The sequence below is a fragment of the Pantoea sp. SGAir0430 genome (assembly GCF_043549295.1).
Genome location: NZ_CP039427.1, coordinates 170,244 through 186,925, shown reverse-complemented (window position 1 = coordinate 186,925; position 16,682 = coordinate 170,244). Strand labels below are relative to the sequence as shown.

Here is a 16,682-nt window from a genome sequence, read left to right as displayed (position 1 = left end):
CAAACTGATTACTATAGGTTTTCCTCCGATTCCTATAGCGGACGCTTTCCCGTTGAAAAAACGTACTCCTTTTTTACTGGCCTTAATAGTTGCCGTGCTGCCCTTTACCAGCGCGGCGCAGGTATCGCCCGATCCGCTGCTGGCCTCGCAGATTGTTGATCGCTATGCCGAGCATATTTTCTATGGCAGCGGTGCAACCGGCATGGCGCTGGTGGCAATTGACGGTAACCAGCGCGTGTTCGCCAGCTTTGGCGAAACCCGTCCCGGCAATAATGTGCGCCCACAGCAGGACTCACTGATCCGTATCGCCTCGCTGAGCAAACTGATGACCAGCGAAGTGATGGTGAAGATGGCCGAGCGCGGCCAGATTCGTCTTGACGATCCGCTGAGCAAATACGCGCCGCCGGGTGCCCGCGTACCGACTTACAACGGCCAGCCGATTCGGCTGATCAATCTCGCCACCCACACCAGCAGCCTGCCGCGCGAGCAGCCGGGCGGCAAACCGCATCGTCCGGTGTTTGTCTGGCCAACCAAAGCGGATCGCTGGCAGTGGCTGCGTGGCGCGCAGCTAAAAGCCGCGCCAGGCACGCAGGCGGCTTACTCCAACCTCGCCTTCGATCTGCTGGGCGACGCGCTGGCCAAAGCCGCCGGTATGCCTTATCCGGCACTGCTGCAGCAGCTGGTGACGCGTCCGCTCGGCATGAAGGACACCACCTTCACGCCGTCACCGGACCAGTGTCAGCGCCTGATGATCGCCGAAAAAGGGGCCAGCCCGTGCAATAACACGCTGGCAGCCATCGGCAGCGGCGGCGTGTATTCCACGCCGGACGATATGGGACGCTGGATGCAGCAGTTCCTCAACTCGGCGGTGAATCACCGCACGCCACAGATCGATCGGCTGCAAACGCTGATTTATCGCCGCGACCAGCTGACCAAAGTGGAAGGCATGGACGTGCCAGGACGCGCCGACGCGCTGGGCATGGGCTGGGTTTACATGGCACCGAAGGCGGGACATCCGGGCATCATTCAGAAAACCGGCGGCGGCGGCGGCTTCATCACCTACATGGCGATGGTGCCACAGCACAACGTCGGCGTATTTGTCGTGGTGACTCGCTCGCCGCTGACCCGCTTCACCCCGATGAGCGATGGCGTCAACAACATGCTGGCTGAGCTGGTGGGCAACCAGACGGGCTCACCGATGATGATCGGCAATATTCGCTAAGTCTTTGGCAAGCAGCCCGCTTGCCTTCCACCACGCGAACGCTCCCCTAAATCATTCGTGCTGCAGGAAGGCGGCAACTGAATGAATCCCCGGGAGCTTACATCAGTAAGTGACCGGGGTGAAAGAAGGCGGCCAACGCCCCTGCAGTGCGAAGGATGACGGGGATTACTGAGTCACCCAGAGGGTGGGCCAGTCATCACTACTATGCCAGGCGTCGCAGGTCTTCTCCTCCGCATACTCCGCCAGCACGAAAGCATTACCATCAAACTGCCAGCGTGTGGCCACACCGCAGTCGCCCAGACCGCGCCCTTTGCTGAAGGTATACAGCTGGCCGTTACTGGCATCGAACTCGGCGTTCACCAGTTCCAGCTGATTATCAGTACGCGACGGCGGGGTAAACGGCAGGTTGAGCGTGATGCCGCGCGACACATACGGCTGGCTGCGTGTGACTTCAAACGCCAGATCGATCACGTTGTAGGCACCGGTTTCGCAGCTTATCAGCAGCAGCGCTTTGCTGTCGGTGAGTGGCGCAACGCTGACTTCCCGCCGCAGCGGATCGAGCGAGCAGTTATCGGTATTGACGCGCCAGGTTCCGTAATCGATCAGGCCGGTGGTTTCCTGCTGCGTCAGCGGCGCGGGTGCGGGCAGCGCTGCCGGCAGCTGCGGAATTGAGGGCGGCGGTGGCACATCCCACTGGACGCGATCACCGCGCTTTACCCAGGCGCTGGCCCCGTTAACCCGCCCCTGTACGTCATCCATCAGCAGCAGCGCCGCTTTCATACCGCGCAGCGGAATACTGGCGCTGGCTTTATAGGTGAGCTGTAAATTGCTGGCATCCAGCGTCTGGGCGAGAAATTCGTCGATGGCGATGGCGTTGCTGGTGGCCAGATGATGCGGCTCCACCGTCCAGTGTTTGAGGTCCGGATTGAGGCGACGCTGATCAAGCAGCAGGTTGTCTTTAAGCGCCGCGCCCGGCAATGCACCGCTATAGGCGCTGCCGTAATCAATGCGCAGCAGCGGCCGATCGTTGACCCCGGCATGACGCGAAATCGTCATCACCAGGCCATTATCGCCAGGAAAACTGCGTGCCACGCAGAACGCCGCGTTGTTGCAGGTGATCTGCCAGTCGGAAAACGACTTTTGCAGCGGCTCGGCCTGTACGCTGGCGATCAGCAGAAAGGGCAATAAAAGCAGCGACTTCATCCAATACGACATGAAAACAAACGATCCCCGATTCCTGGAAAGAAAATGATAGCGCAATGCATGCGCGGTCATCAGGCCGAAACTGTGAAGTGGCCTGAAAAGCGAAGTTAACTGCTGAAAAAGCCGTCGCCTTATGGGCGATCTGTGTGGAATAGCGCAACAGCTCCATCATCCGGTGCGGCTGATTTCTGCTCAATCGGATTCGTCGGACAATTTTTACCCCCTTCACAAAACAGTCAAATACACACAAACGGTCATAAGCGGTCATGCTATGGTGCTGGCAGAGCGCCAACGCTGTGCATGGTCTCTCTCATTCCCTCGCGTAATAACGCGCATTTATGTGAATGCGATCACTTAAATTTGAAATAAAGAGATCTCATTTACATAAAAAATTCAATGAAAATCACCTTAATGTCGCCGGGCCAGTTGGTCGCTGCGGACTCGTGCCCAGCCCACATTTTCACATTCCGGCATCCAGTAATTTATAGCCATCGGAGGGAAGTCATGTTGCCGATTGAAAGACAGCAGCGAATTATTGACGAGCTTAATTTAAATGGTCGGGTCATTGTCGCTGAATTAGTCACGCTGTGTCAGGTTTCGCAGGAAACCATTCGCCGTGATTTAACCCAGCTGGAGAAACGTGGCGTATTACAGCGCAGTCACGGTGGTGCAGTACCAGCCAAACGACAGGCCGCCAACATTCAGGGAAATACACGCGGTATTAACGAGTATGAATTATCTTTTCGCCAGCGCATGAATGAAAACGTCGAGGCCAAGATGGCAATAGCCAAACGGGCACTCGATTTTATCAGCCCCGGTGATTGTTTATTACTCGACAGTAGTACCACCTGCTGGTATCTGGCACGACAGCTACCGGATATTGAATTAACGGTGTTAACCAATTCTATCAGAATCATCCAGACCCTTGCAGCGCGCGGCAGTATCCGCACCATCTGCCTGGGTGGAGAATATTCTGACCGTTATGAAGATTTCCACGGCGTCGTCGCAGAGCAGCCGCTACGGGAATTTCAGATCAATAAGATCTTTTTTTCCTGCAGCAGTTTGGGCAATGACGGTTATTTACGCGAAGGTAACGAAAACAACGCACATTTAAAACAGCAAATGTTGTTAGCGGCAGAAAGAAAACATCTGCTGCTGGACGGCAGTAAATTTCTGCGCCCCTCATTCGCGCGTATTTGTCACTACCGCGATGTGGATTTTCTCATCACTGACCAATTAAAAGACAAAGAGCTGGAACAAGAACTGGCGTGGAACGGCGTCAATATTATTGATTGCTCGCAACGCAGCCATTCGATGCAGCTAATAAAAAATTAATCCGGAGTCTTTATGAAAAAACATCTTATCGCCTGTTCTCTGCTTGCCCTGTTTGCCGCCGCTGGCGCGCAGGCCGCTGACAAAATCCGCATGGGCATCGTGGTAAAAATTGGCGGTATTCCGTGGTTCAACGCCATGGAAGCGGGCATCAAAAGTGAAGCAGCAAAACGCGGCATCGATGCGTGGATGGTCGGGCCAACCGCCGCTGACCCGGCGCTGCAGGTGCGCGCGATTGAAGATTTGATTGCGCAGAAGGTCGATATCATCGGCGTGGTGCCAAACGACCCGAAAGTGCTTGAGCCAGTGCTGAAGCGCGCGCGTGAAGCCGGGATCATGGTGATTACTCACGAATCGCCCGGCCAGAAAGACGCCAACTGGGATTTCGAGCTGGTCGATGCGCCGACCCACGGCATCAACCATATGAAAGCACTGGCGAAATGCATGCATGAAGAAGGCAAATACGCCATGTATGTCGGCAGCCTGACGGTGCCACTGCATCAGGAGTGGACCGACGCCGCGCTCAACTACCAGAAACAGCACTATCCGAAGATGCAGCTGGTGACCGACAAGTTCGGCGTCGGCGAATCGCTGGATGACTCCATCCGCACCACCAACGAGCTGATGTCTAAATACCCGGATCTGAAAGGCATTATGGCCTTTGGTTCTCAGGGACCGATTGGCGCCGGCCGCGCGGTCATGAACCGCAACAAGATCGATCAGGTGTGCGTCATCGGCGCCTTCAGCCCGGGCCAGGGCGCGTCGCTGGTACAGCGCGGTGCTATCAAGGGCGGTTATATCTGGAATCCGCAGACCGCCGGTGAAGTATTTGTGCGTATCGCCGACATGATGGAGAAGAAAGAGCCGATCACCGACGGCATGACCATTGAAGGGCTGGGCAAAGTGAAGGTGGATGAGGCGACGCACACCATTCTCGGTAACAACACCGAAAGTCTCGATAAAGAGAACCTGCCAAAACTGGTGAAAATGGGGCTGTAACATGCAAGAGGTCACTCCACAGACGCTGATTGCGCTCGACAACCTGTCGAAAACATTTGGTGGCAACCGCGCACTGAGCGATATCTCGCTGACCCTGCTGGCCGGCGAAGTGCACTGTCTCGCTGGCACCAACGGCTGTGGCAAGAGCACCTTAATTAAAGTCATTTCCGGGGTGCACGCCCCGGACAGTGGCAGCCGCATTACCCTCGGCGACGGCCAGAGTTTCCCGCGTCTGACCACCCGTCAGGCGCGCGACTTCGGTATCCAGGTGATTTACCAGGATCTGTCGCTGTTCCCCAATTTGAGCGTGGCGGAGAACATCGCCTTTGAGCATAACCTCAACGGGTTGCTCGGCTGGCACCGTCAGGCCCGGCTGCGCGACACCGCGCGCGGCATTATTGATGAGCTGAAATTCGATCTCGATCTGAATGAGAAAGTCGCCGCGCTGTCGATTGCCCAGCGCCAGCAGGTGGCGATTTGCCGCGCGCTGGTGGCCGAGGCACGACTGGTGATCATGGACGAACCCACCGCGTCGCTGACGCGTACCGAGGTCAATCAGTTGCTGCGCACCGTGCGTTATCTGAAAGACAAGAATATCTGCGTGGTGTTTGTCAGCCACCGGCTGGATGAAGTGCTGGAGATTTCGGATCGCGTGACGGTGATCCGCGACGGCCGCAAGATGGGCTGCTGGCCGGCCAGAGAGATGACGCCGCATCACCTGACCGAACTGATGACCGGCCTGAAGCTCGACTACCAGTTAAAAGCGCCAACGCGCAACGCCGATCGGGCGATTCTCGAGGTGGAGAAGCTGACGCGCGCTGGTCAGTATCACGACGTCAATTTCAAACTCTACGCCGGTGAAGTGCTGGGCCTGTGCGGCCTGCTCGGCTCCGGCCGCACCGAACTGGCGCTGTCGCTGTTTGGCATGACCAAACCGGACAGTGGCAAAATCTGGCTCGACAGCAAGCCGGTGCGTTTTCGCGGGCACGAAGACGCCATCAAAGCCGGCATCGGCTACGTTTCGGAAGATCGTCTGACGCTCGGCCTGGTGCAGCAGCAGTCGGTGGCCGACAACATGGTGCTGCCGATCCTTGATAAGCTACAAAACCGTTTCCATCTGATCGACGAATACCGCAAGAACAAGCTGATCCTGCAGTGGATTCAGCAGCTCGGCGTGCGCGTGGCCGATCCCAACCTGGCGATCTCCACCCTGTCCGGCGGCAACCAGCAAAAAATCGTGCTGGCGAAATGGGTGCTGACCCAGCCGCGCATTCTGATCCTCGACTCGCCGACCGTCGGCGTGGATGTCGGCGCCAAGGCCAGCATCTATCAGCTGATCCACGAGCTGGCGAAAGAGGGACTGTCGATCATCCTGATTTCCGACGAAGTGCCGGAGGTCTGGTACAACTGCGACCGCATTCTGCACTTCCGCGACGGCACCATCCATGCCGAATACCAACCCGATACCGTGGCGCAGGAACAGCTGGCGGAGGTGATTAATGCCTGATTTCTCTCGTTTACGTCCGCACTCCAGCCAGGGCTGGCTCGCCTGGGTGCTGCTGGCTTTCATGGTGTTCTTCTCGCTGGCCAGCGATCAGTTCCTGACGGTGCAGAACCTGCTGGATCTGGCGGAAAGCTATGCCGTTACCGGCATTTTCGCCCTCGGCCTGTTTGTGGTGCTGGTGACCGGCGGTATCGATATCTCCTTCGCCGCCGTGGCGTCGGTGGTGCAATACCTGATCGCCTCGCTGTTTGTGCAGTTCCAGTTTGATAACGCGCTGCTCAGCATTCTGCTGGCTATCGTCTGTGGCACGCTGTTTGGCGTGATCAACGCCCTGCTGATCACCTCGCTGCGCGTGGTGTCGATCATCATTACCATCAGCATGCAGTCGTTGCTGTTTGGTCTGCTGATGTGGGTTACCGGCGGCAAAAGCCTCTACTCGCTGCCGGACTGGTGGATCACCCTGCGCAGCGTGCTGCCGTTTAGCGTACAGGGCAACAGTTTTCAGATTGGCTTACCGCTGGCGATCATGCTGGTGATTGCCGCCCTCACCGCGCTGCTGCTCAACAAAACCAATCTGGGCCGTCAGCTGTATGCGGTGGGCGGCGATGCGGAATCGGCGCGGCGCATTGGCATCCGCGTGGGATTGATTCACGTGTTTGCCTACGGCTGGCTCGGGGCGATGGCGGCGATTGGAGGGCTGGTGCAGGTGTACCGCATGGGTGAAGTAGTGCCGAACGCGCTGGTCGGCGGTGAGCTGGATGTGCTGGCTGCGACGGTGCTGGGCGGTGCCAGCCTGATGGGCGGCAAAGGCACGGTCAGCGGCACGCTGATGGGCGTATTCCTGATCGCCATCCTGAAAAACGGCCTCAATCTGATCGGCGTCTCCAACTACTTCATGAACATTGTGGTCGGCGGCACGATTATGGTGGCGATTGCCGTCACCCACTACAAAAAACGTAAAGAAACCGACGTCAGTTTCGTCTGACGGGAGGAGCCATCACCATGAAATCTCTCTCTGCGCTGCGGCCGGACGGCACCAACATCGGCCTGATGCTGTTAATTGCGCTGGCGCTGGCCACCTTCAGCGTCATGCTGCCAGGCCGCTTTCTCACCGACTCGACCTTTATGAGCATGGCGTTTCAGCTGCCGGAGCTCGGCCTGTTAACGCTGGCGATGTTTATCGCCATCCTCAGCGGCGGCCTGAACCTCGCCATCATCGCCACCGCCAACCTGACGGCGCTGTTCATCGCCTGGACCCTGATGAGCGCCCTGCCCGCTGATGCCGGTACCGGTCAGCAGCTGCTGTGGCTGTTTATCGCTATCGTCGGCGCGATGGTGATTGCCGCCGTGATTGGCGTGATCACCGGCGTGATGGTAACGCGCATCGGCGCGCACCCGATTCTGGTGACGCTGGCCACCATGATGACGCTCAACGGCATCGGCATCTGGCTGACCAAAGGTGCGGCGGTGAGCGGTATGCCGCCGGTGGTGCAGTCGCTCGGCTCAGACACGCTGCTGGGCATGCCGCTGCCGCTGTGGGTATTCCTGGTTGCCGCCGCGCTGCTGGCGCTGTTCCTCGGCAAAACCCGCGCCGGTAAATGCATCTACATGGGCGGCAGCAACATCAACGCCACCTGGTTCAGCGGCATCAATACCCACCGTATGGTGATGCTGGTGTATGTCATCTCCAGCCTGCTGTGCGTGCTGGCCGGTCTGATCATGATGGCGCGCTTTAACTCGGCGCGCATGGGTTACGGCGATGCCTACCTGCTGCTGACCGTACTGGCCATTATTCTCGGCGGCACCGATCCCAACGGCGGTTTTGGCCGCGTGACCGGCGTGGTGCTGGCGCTGATTGCGCTGCAGGTGCTCTCCACCGGCTTCAACCTGATGAACATCAGCCAGCATGTCAGCCTGGCGATGTGGGGTGCCGTGCTGGTGGTGGTGCTGGCCTTCAAACAACTCAAAGCGCGCTTTAACGATCACCGTGCCGTCAGGCTCAGCAAACTGGCCGCGGCGCTTAATCCTCTGACCGAAAAAAAGGAAGTATGATGCGTATTCAAGTCTCCCCGTCGTTGATGTGTATGAATCTGATGGAGATCAAGCACCAGCTGGCCGTGCTGGACTCCCGCGCTGACTTCCTGCACATCGACATCATGGACGGTCACTACGTTAAAAACATCACCCTGTCGCCGTTCTTTATTGAGCAGATCCGCCCGCATACCCAGGTGGCGATCGATGTGCATCTGATGGTGGAAGAGCCGACCGACTTTATTGAAGCGGTGGCCAATGCCGGTGCCGATTACATTTGCCCGCACGCTGAAACCATCAATCGTGATGCGTTTCGCGTGATTAACCTGATTCGCAGCTACGGCAAAAAAGTGGGCGTGGTGCTCAACCCGGCCACGCCGGTCTCCTTTATCCATCATTACATTCATCTGCTGGATAAAATCACCGTGATGACGGTGGACCCGGGCTATGCCGGTCAGCCGTTTATTCCGGAGATGGTGCAGAAGGTGCAGGAGCTGAAGGCGCTGAAACAGGCGCACGGCCACCGCTACCTGATTGAGATTGACGGTTCCTGTAATACGCGCACCTACAACACGCTGGTCGGTGCCGGTGCCGAAGTGCTGATTGTCGGCACCTCCGGCCTGTTTAACATTCACGAAGATCTCGCCACCGCGTGGAACATGATGCGTGAGAGCATTGATGAAGCGCAGGGCCTGGCGCAGGTGTCGGCATGACAACACGCTGGCTCGGTATCGACATTGGCGGCACCGGCACCCGTCTGCAGTTGATGGAGGCGGGCCGCATCTGGAGCAGCTTTCGTAAAGTGCCCACCGCCAGCTGGGCGCAACAGCCCGATGCGCTGGCCGCACTCGGGCAGCTGATTGCGGAAACGCTGGAGCAGCAGCCGGTCAGCGGTGTGATGCTCGGCCTGCCGGGCATTCTCAGCCGCGATCGCCAGCAGGTAATTTCACTGCCGTTCATTCAGGCGCTCGATCACCAGCCGGTAGCGGCGCTGCTGAGTGAACGACTGGGCGTGCCGGTGGCGATGGATAAAGACGTTAACCATCTGATGCTGTGGGATTTAATGCAGCTGGAACAGCTGCCGGAAAATGCGGTAGGTCTGTATCCTGGCACCGGCATGGGCAACAGCCTGTGGATCAACGGCCGCTTCTACCATGGTCAGCATGGCGGAGCCGGTGAACTCGGCCACGTGCCGGTGGCCGGTAACGCGCTGCCCTGCCCGTGCGGCAACCACGGCTGCGCGGAAACCGTGACCTCCGGCCACTGGTTAAGTCACTGGGCGCAGGCCAATGCGGCGCAAACGCCGATGTCGGCGCTGTTTACCCATCACGGTTCTGACCCGGCGCTACAGGCGTTTGTGCAGCGTCTGGCGCAGCTGATCGCCACCGAGATGAACATTCTCGATCCGGAGTACCTGATTCTGGGCGGCGGCGTGCTGGCGATGGCAGATTTCCCGCTGGCGCAGCTGCGCAGCCAGATTCAGCAGCATTTACGGCCGCCGGCCACGCGGGATGGTTTGAAAATCATCTTCAGTCAATCCACCGATCACACCGGCTGTCGCGGCGCGTGCCTCGCCGCAGAACGGCTGTTCAGGAGCGCGCAATGAAAGGAAAAGTGTGTGTGTTTGGCTCGTTCAACCTCGACGTGGTCGCGGTGATGAACCGTTTCCCCCTGCCGGGCGAATCGCTCACGGCGCACAACAGCATGATGGGGCCCGGCGGCAAAGGGGCCAACCAGGCCACCGCCGCGCTGCGCGCCGGGGCGCGCGTGCACTATATCGGTAAGGTGGGTAATGACGATTTTGGCACCTTTGCCCGCCGCCATCTGGAGAAGACCGGTTTCGACGCTATTACGCTGTTCACCTGTAAAGAGAAACCCACCGGCAACGCGCTGATTTACGTGGCAGGCGATGATGCCGAGAACATGATTTCGGTCTATCCCGGCGCAAATACCACCGTGACCGCGGCCGAAGTGGCGCGCTGTCAGCCCACCGTGGCTGCCGCCGATATTCTGCTGGTGCAGCTGGAGAACAACCTCAGCGCCATTCAGCGCATGATCGACAACGCGCGTGCCGGCGGCACGTTTGTCATTCTGAATCCGGCACCGTGGCAGAAAGTCAGCGATGCGCTGCTGGCTAAGGTGGATCTGTTAACGCCCAACAGCACCGAAGCGATGCAGCTGAGCGGGATAAAGGTGACCGATTTTGCCAGCGCGCAGCGCGCCGCCGAAGTGCTGCACCGTAAGGGCGCGCGTCAGGTGATTATTACGCTTGGCACCGCGGGCGCCCTGCTTTCCAGCGCGGAGCAGCAGCTGCGTATTCCGCTGTTTCCTGCCCAGCCGCTCGACACCACCGGTGCCGGCGATGCCTTCAACGGTGCGCTGGCGGCGCGCCTGGCGTCCGGCGATGCGTTACCGCAGGCGGCGCTGTTTGCAGCGGCGTTTGCCTCGCTGTGCGTCGAGCGTTCCGGCGCGGCCAATTCCATGCCCTCCTACGCCGAAGCGCTGGCGCGCATGCAGGCTCATCCGGAGTGTGAAGTAACGCCGTTAAATGCCCCGGAAATAACGCACATGGCGTAGTGGCGCAATGCATTGCGCCCTGCCATCTGCAGAGTCGGCATTCGTGCCGGCCCTGCGAATCACCGCCGCGGTTATGCCTGCAACCAGCCCATCAGCTGCGCATAGTGCAGTAACATAATGGTTTTACCGTCGCGAATGCGCCCCTCTTTCACCATCGACAGCGCCTGGGGAAACGGCAGCTCGAGTACGGTGATCTCTTCATCTTCCACGCCGCCGCCGTCGTTAGCGCGCTGCGCGTCGCTGTATTCAGCGGCGAAAAAGTGCAGCAATTCCGTTACGCCGCCCGGCGACATGTAGGCCTCAAACAGTTTCTCGACCTTGCCAACCTGGTAGCCGGTCTCTTCCACCGCTTCTTTACGGATGCAATCTTCCGGCGTGTCGTTATCCAGCAGTCCGGCGCAGGTTTCAATCAGCTCACCGCTGGCGTTGTCGTTAACATAGGTCGCGATGCGGAACTGACGAATCAGCACCACACTGTTTTTTTCGCGGTTATAGAGCAGGATGGTGGCGCCGTTGCCGCGATCGTAGACTTCACGTTTGTGACGTACCACGTCGCCGTTGCTGCGGGTGAGTTCGTAGGTGTAGTTGCGCAGAATGAAATAATTATCAGACAACAACTTATCTTTGATGATGTTGATCTTTAACGACATAGCCGCTCCACTGCGTAGCTGAGGGAGCCTGAGATAATAGGCCGAAGCCGCAGGGAAAACTATCTGAATTGTGGAGCAGATTGCCTGCGATGGCGTAAAGCTGTCAGTTGAGTATTACGCCTTTTCAACGCTCATGGCACGTGTCGTAGCGGCGCCATTCATCGCGCATCCGGGCAGCTGTGCAGTGATTAACTTAGCGCGATAAATCGCGCCGCTACAATGTGCGCAGAATGATGGTGCAGAAATAAAATGCCGTACGAATCGTAGCGGCGCAATTCATTGCGCATCCGGGCAGCTGTGTAGTGATTAACTTAGCGCGATAAATCGCGCCGCTACAATGTGTGCAGGATGAGGGTGCAGAAATAAAATGCCGCACGAATCGTAGCGGCGCAATTTATTGCGCATCCGGGCAGCTGTGCAGTGATTAACTTAGCGCGATAAATCGCGCCGCTACGATGTGTGCAGGATGATGGTGAAGAAATAAAATGCCGCACGAATCGTAGCGGCGCAATTTATTGCGCATCCGGGCAGCTGTGCAGTGATTAACTTGGCGCGATAAATCGCGCTGCTACGATGTGTGCAGGATGAAGGTGCAGAAATAAAATGCCGCACGAATCGTAGCGGCGCTATTCATTGCGCATCCGGACAGCTGTGCAGTGATTAACTTAGCGCGATAAATCGCGCCGCTACGATGTTGTGTGGTTTGCGGCTGCCTCAACCGGTCGGCACGAAAACCCTGATACCGCACCGGCAGGCGCGGCCAGGGTCGCGATCAAAAACCGTTCGGCTGGTCTTTCATATCCGGCAGATGGTGGGCAATGCCTTTGTGGCAGTCGATACAGGTCTGTCCGTCCTGAACCGCTTTGCTGTGCATTTTGGCGGCGACCGTTTTCTGCGCGGTGAAGTCCATATAATCGAAGTTGTGACAGTTACGACACTCCTGCGAATTGTTGTTCTTCATCCGGCGCCACTCGTTCTGCGCCAGCTCAATACGCGTCTCTTCAAACTTCTGCGGCGTATCAATCAGGCCGAAGATCTTGGCGTACACCTCTTTACTCGCCTGGATCTTACGAATCATCTTCGGCCCCCACTCGTGCGGCACGTGACAATCCGGGCAGGTGGCGCGCACGCCGCTGCGGTTGTTGTAGTGCACCGTCTGCATATATTCCTGATAGACGTTGTTGCGCATTTCGTGACAACCAATACAGAACTGCTCGCGGTTGGTCATCTCCATCGCGGTGTTAAAACCGCCCCAGAAGATGATGCCGCCAGCAAAGCCAAGAATCAGCAGCGTGCCGAGCGCCAGACGGCTGGGGCGTCGCCACCAGCGCCAGATACGTAAAAGTTTCTGTTTCATCGTCACCTCACTGCCCAAAGCCGTCAGCCGGCTTAAAGGTGTTTTCCACCACCGGTTTGGCATCGGTCTGCGGCACGTGACACTGCAGGCAGAAGTAGCGACGCGGCGATACCGTGCTGCTCACCACGCCGTCGCGGTCAGTAAAGTGCGTCGGACTGACGCGCGGCGCGCCGGTGGTCAGATAGCTCTGGGTGCCGTGACACTGCAGGCAGCGGTTCACGTTCTTCGTCACCTGGTAGCCCTCCACGCTGTGCGGGATCACCGGCGGCTGATTAACATAGTTCAGCGGCTTGCGGCTCTGCTCTTTGGGCTGATGAATGGTGCCCTGCTGCGTTGCCGTCACTTCCGGTGACTGATTGAGATCGACGCCGTTATTAGCGTACACCACGCCGCCCAGCATCAGGGCGGCAACGGTTACAAGAGTGATAAAAGGTTTCATTGCATCCTGCCTCAGATTTTCACCAGCTTAACGGCGCATTTTTTGTAATCGGTCTGCTTCGACAGCGGATCGGTGGCGTCCAGCGTGATGTTGTTGGCCAGCACGCCGGCATCAAAGAACGGCATAAATACCAGCCCCTGCGGCGGCTGATTACGCCCGCGCGTTTCCACGGTGGCGAGGGTTTCGCCACGACGCGATACCACGCGCACCTTCTCACCGCGACGGAAACCGCGATCTTTGGCGTCCAGCGGATGGATATACAGCAGCGCCTGCGGCACCGCGCGGTGCAGTTCCGGCACGCGGCGCGTCATGGTGCCGGTGTGCCAGTGCTCCAGCACGCGACCGGTGCAGAACCACAGGTCATATTCGGCATCCGGCGCTTCCGCTGGCGGCTCGTACGGCAGGGCAAAAATGGTGGCTTTGCCGTCCGGCTTACCGTAAAAACGTACGCCCTCACCGGCTTTCACATAGCTGTCGAAACCTTCACGATAGCGCCAGCGCGTCTCTTTGCCGTCCACTACCGGCCAGCGCAGACCGCGCGCCTCGTGATAAGTATCAAACGGTGCGAGATCGTGACCGTGGCCGCGCCCAAAACTGGCATACTCCTCGAACAGGCCTTTCTGGATATAGAAGCCAAACTCACGCGCTTCATCGTTAAGGCGGTCGTCGGCCACTTCGCTCAGCGGGAACTGATTCACCTGGCCGTTGGCATACAGCACGTCGTAGAGGGTTTTGCCTTTCAGCTCAGGCTGCTGAGCAATCAGCGCCTCTGGCCACACGTCCTCAACGCGGAAGCGTTTGGCAAAGGTCACCAGCTGCCACAGATCCGATTTCGCCTCGCCCGGCGCTTTCACCTGCTGATGCCAGAACTGGGTACGGCGCTCGGCGTTGCCGTAGGCGCCCTCTTTCTCTACCCACATCGCCGTCGGCAGAATCAGGTCGGCAGACAGGGCGCTGACGGTCGGATACGGGTCGGATACCACCACAAAGTTGCGCGCATCGCGCCAGCCCGGCATGCGCTCCTGCGTCAGGTTCGGCCCGGCCTGCATGTTGTTGTTACACATCACCCAATAGGCATTCAGCTTGCCATCTTTCAGCGCGCGATCCTGCGCCACGGCGTGCAGACCGACTTTGGCTGGCACCGTGCCCTGCGGCAGCTTCCATAGTTTTTCAGCTAAAGCGCGGTGTTTGTCATTGTTCACCACCATGTCGGCTGGCAGACGATGCGCAAACGTGCCCACTTCACGCGCGGTGCCACAGGCCGATGGCTGGCCGGTGAGCGAGAACGGTCCGGTGCCCGGATGGGAAATTTTGCCGGTCAGCAGGTGGATGTTGTAGCACAGGTTGTTCGCCCACACGCCGCGCGTATGCTGGTTGAAGCCCATGGTCCAGTAAGAGACCACCTTCACGTTCGGATCGGCGTACAGCTCCGCCAGCGCGATCAGCTGATCCTGCTCTACGCCGCTCATGGCGCTGGCTTTTTCCACCGTGTATTCCGCGACAAATTTCGCATACTCATCGAAGCTGATTGGCGTCGACTCGCCGTTGTCCGGATTTTTCGCCGCCGCCTGCAGCGGATTGGTCGGGCGCAAACCGTAGCCGATATCCGTCACGCCTTTACGCAGCGTGACGTGATTCTGCAGGAAGGTTTTATCGACTTTGTTGTTCTGAATGATGTAGTTAGCGATGAAGTTGAGGATCGCCAGATCGCTCTGCGGCGTGAAGACGATGGCGTTATCGGCCAGCTCGAAGCTGCGGTGGCGATAGGTCGACAGCACCGCCACTTTGACGTTGTCATTGCTGAGACGACGCGCGGTCAGGCGTGACCAGAGAATCGGGTGCATCTCGGCCATGTTCGATCCCCATAGCACAAACGCATCGGCCTGCTCGATGTCATCGTAGCAGCCCATCGGTTCGTCCATGCCGAAGGTGCGCATAAAGCCCACCACCGCAGACGCCATGCAGTGGCGCGCGTTAGGATCGAGGTTGTTGGTGCGGAAGCCGGCTTTCATCAGCTTTGATGCGGCGTAACCTTCCCATACGGTCCACTGGCCGGAGCCAAACATGCCGACCGATTCCGGACCGTTGGCTTTCAGCGCCGCCTTAAACTTCGCTTCCATGATGTCGAACGCCTGATCCCAGCTTACCGGGGTGAACTCGCCGTTCTTATCAAATTTGCCGTCGGTCATGCGCAGCAGCGGCTGGGTCAGACGATCTTTGCCGTACATGATCTTCGGCAGGAAGTAGCCTTTGATGCAGTTCAGACCGCGATTAACCTCCGCCTGCGGATCGCCCTGCGAGGCGACCACGCGGCCATTCTGCGTGCCGACCAGCACGCCACAGCCAGTGCCGCAAAACCGGCACGGCGCTTTTTCCCAGCGAATCGGCTCAGCCAGGCTGGTGGCCGCTTTGGTCACGGTCGGAATGGTGAGACCAGCAGCCGTTGCAGCAGCAGCCGCCGCATTGGCCTTCATAAAATCACGACGACTCAGGTTCATGATGCTTCCTTACAGGGTTCTTCAATTTCGTCTTGCTGGTGATAAACCAGCGATACCGCCAGCACATCCGGGATGTTGCGGGTGGCTTCAATGTTGCTCAGCAGCGTGGCGCTGTCGGCCGCGCCCAGCGTTAGCGCCAGCGTGCCGCGTGCGGCATCTTCCGCCGCAATGTCGCTATCGGCAAAGTTCAGTAGCGCCTGCCGCACCGCCGCGATCGCGGTCGGACGTGCCTGAATCACCAGGCCACATACGTGCCAGCTGTCGTTATTCGTCATGATGCAGTCCTGTGGCTGAGACCGGACACGGCGCGATACAGGCGCCACAGCCGGTGCAGTGTTGCGGAAGGATTTCCGGCTGGCCGATGCCGTTGGGCATCAGGCGAAATCGGATCGCCTGCTGCTCACAACTCTCCTGGCAGCTGCGACAGTTAACGCCAAGAAAAGCGATACAGCGGCTGTCGATGCGGATGCGCCGGCTAAAAGGTTCAGTGTCGCGCGACTGAAACAGCGGCTGCGGGCAGACGTCGGCACAGGCGGCGCAAAAGGTGCATTCCCCCTGCATAAAGTCGAGCTGCGGCGCTTCGCCAGCGGCGATGCGGATAATGCCGCTCTCGCAGGTTTGTACGCAGCGGGCGCAGCCGTCACAGCCGCTCTCTCCCCGCCACCACGGCAACGCGATACCGCCGGCAGGCATGACGCGCTGCCCGGTAAAGAGTTCACGTCGCGACAGCGCCATCGGCTCATCTCAATGCGGGGATGTAGAGATGGTGCGTAAAATAACCTGAGGTTGTGAAGGGCTATATCACCCGAAAGGTGTAATTCCCGATGCGGGATCAAGAGAAGGAGATTTGAAATAAAAGCGGGGGCCGAC

At 58.6% G+C, this 16,682-nt stretch carries 16 protein-coding genes; 9 read left to right on the top strand and 7 right to left on the bottom strand.

The genetic code is table 11. The features are described from left to right. Positions 1 to 52 precede the first annotated feature (52 nt). Entirely contained in the window at positions 53 to 1,222 is a 1,170-nt protein-coding gene (ampH, locus tag E7738_RS00955; RefSeq protein WP_288445578.1) for a D-alanyl-D-alanine-carboxypeptidase/endopeptidase AmpH, read from the top strand. A 165-nt stretch (positions 1,223 to 1,387) separates the two neighbouring features. On the opposite strand, the gene E7738_RS00950 is transcribed toward ampH, so the two are convergent. After that, positions 1,388 to 2,437 carry a DUF1176 domain-containing protein gene (locus E7738_RS00950; protein WP_132464819.1) on the bottom strand — a complete coding sequence of 350 codons (1,050 nt, stop codon included), beginning with the start codon at positions 2,435 to 2,437 and terminating at the stop codon, positions 1,388 to 1,390. A 492-nt stretch (positions 2,438 to 2,929) separates the two neighbouring features. Between E7738_RS00950 and E7738_RS00945 the strand changes: the two genes are divergently transcribed. The 8 genes from E7738_RS00945 to rbsK are packed head-to-tail and all read left to right on the top strand — an operon-like array spanning position 2,930 to position 10,868. Continuing rightward, positions 2,930 to 3,760 (top strand): DeoR/GlpR family DNA-binding transcription regulator, encoded by an 831-nt coding sequence (locus E7738_RS00945; protein ID WP_104094119.1) that lies wholly within the window; start codon positions 2,930 to 2,932, stop codon positions 3,758 to 3,760. Between the two features lie 12 nt (positions 3,761 to 3,772). Continuing rightward, entirely contained in the window at positions 3,773 to 4,756 is a 984-nt protein-coding gene (locus tag E7738_RS00940) for a substrate-binding domain-containing protein (RefSeq protein WP_058758342.1), read from the top strand. Position 4,757: 1 nt separating this feature from the next. Further along, positions 4,758 to 6,263 carry a sugar ABC transporter ATP-binding protein gene (locus E7738_RS00935; protein WP_127834415.1) on the top strand — a complete coding sequence of 502 codons (1,506 nt, stop codon included), beginning with the start codon at positions 4,758 to 4,760 and terminating at the stop codon, positions 6,261 to 6,263. Further along, positions 6,256 to 7,245: an ABC transporter permease gene (locus E7738_RS00930; protein ID WP_021508060.1), complete on the top strand. Its 990-nt coding sequence runs from the start codon at positions 6,256 to 6,258 to the stop codon at positions 7,243 to 7,245. The genes E7738_RS00935 and E7738_RS00930 overlap by 8 nt, the downstream gene beginning before the upstream one ends. A gap of 17 nt (positions 7,246 to 7,262) precedes the next feature. After that, positions 7,263 to 8,312: an ABC transporter permease gene (locus tag E7738_RS00925; protein WP_021508059.1), complete on the top strand. Its 1,050-nt coding sequence runs from the start codon at positions 7,263 to 7,265 to the stop codon at positions 8,310 to 8,312. Continuing rightward, positions 8,312 to 9,004, top strand: a complete 693-nt coding sequence (gene alsE, locus E7738_RS00920) for a D-allulose 6-phosphate 3-epimerase (RefSeq protein WP_031279804.1) — start codon at positions 8,312 to 8,314, stop codon at positions 9,002 to 9,004. Before E7738_RS00925 ends, alsE begins: the two co-directional genes overlap by 1 nt. Next, positions 9,001 to 9,897 (top strand): allose kinase, encoded by an 897-nt coding sequence (alsK, locus tag E7738_RS00915; protein ID WP_021508057.1) that lies wholly within the window; start codon positions 9,001 to 9,003, stop codon positions 9,895 to 9,897. Before alsE ends, alsK begins: the two co-directional genes overlap by 4 nt. Next, complete coding sequence (rbsK, locus tag E7738_RS00910) at positions 9,894 to 10,868, top strand: ribokinase (protein ID WP_058781764.1); 975 nt, start codon at positions 9,894 to 9,896, stop codon at positions 10,866 to 10,868. Before alsK ends, rbsK begins: the two co-directional genes overlap by 4 nt. Before the next feature lie 71 nt (positions 10,869 to 10,939). On the opposite strand, the gene nudK is transcribed toward rbsK, so the two are convergent. The 6 genes from nudK to napF all read right to left on the bottom strand — a co-directional run bounded on the left by nudK (position 10,940) and on the right by napF (position 16,547). Continuing rightward, a complete protein-coding gene (nudK, locus tag E7738_RS00905) occupies positions 10,940 to 11,518 on the bottom strand; it encodes a GDP-mannose pyrophosphatase NudK (RefSeq protein ID WP_058770821.1) in 579 nt (192 codons plus the stop codon). A gap of 772 nt (positions 11,519 to 12,290) precedes the next feature. Beyond that, positions 12,291 to 12,875: a cytochrome c-type protein NapC gene (napC, locus tag E7738_RS00900; RefSeq protein WP_058758337.1), complete on the bottom strand. Its 585-nt coding sequence runs from the start codon at positions 12,873 to 12,875 to the stop codon at positions 12,291 to 12,293. A gap of 7 nt (positions 12,876 to 12,882) precedes the next feature. Continuing rightward, positions 12,883 to 13,314 (bottom strand): nitrate reductase cytochrome c-type subunit, encoded by a 432-nt coding sequence (gene napB, locus E7738_RS00895; RefSeq protein WP_058758336.1) that lies wholly within the window; start codon positions 13,312 to 13,314, stop codon positions 12,883 to 12,885. 11 nt (positions 13,315 to 13,325) lie between these two features. Continuing rightward, positions 13,326 to 15,812, bottom strand: coding sequence for a nitrate reductase catalytic subunit NapA (gene napA / locus E7738_RS00890; RefSeq protein ID WP_394515999.1), 2,487 nt, complete (start codon positions 15,810 to 15,812; stop codon positions 13,326 to 13,328). Then, positions 15,809 to 16,087, bottom strand: a complete 279-nt coding sequence (locus E7738_RS00885; RefSeq protein ID WP_021508051.1) for a chaperone NapD — start codon at positions 16,085 to 16,087, stop codon at positions 15,809 to 15,811. Before E7738_RS00885 ends, napA begins: the two co-directional genes overlap by 4 nt. Then, a complete protein-coding gene (napF, locus tag E7738_RS00880) occupies positions 16,077 to 16,547 on the bottom strand; it encodes a ferredoxin-type protein NapF (protein ID WP_241798342.1) in 471 nt (156 codons plus the stop codon). Before napF ends, E7738_RS00885 begins: the two co-directional genes overlap by 11 nt. Positions 16,548 to 16,682 lie beyond the last annotated feature (135 nt).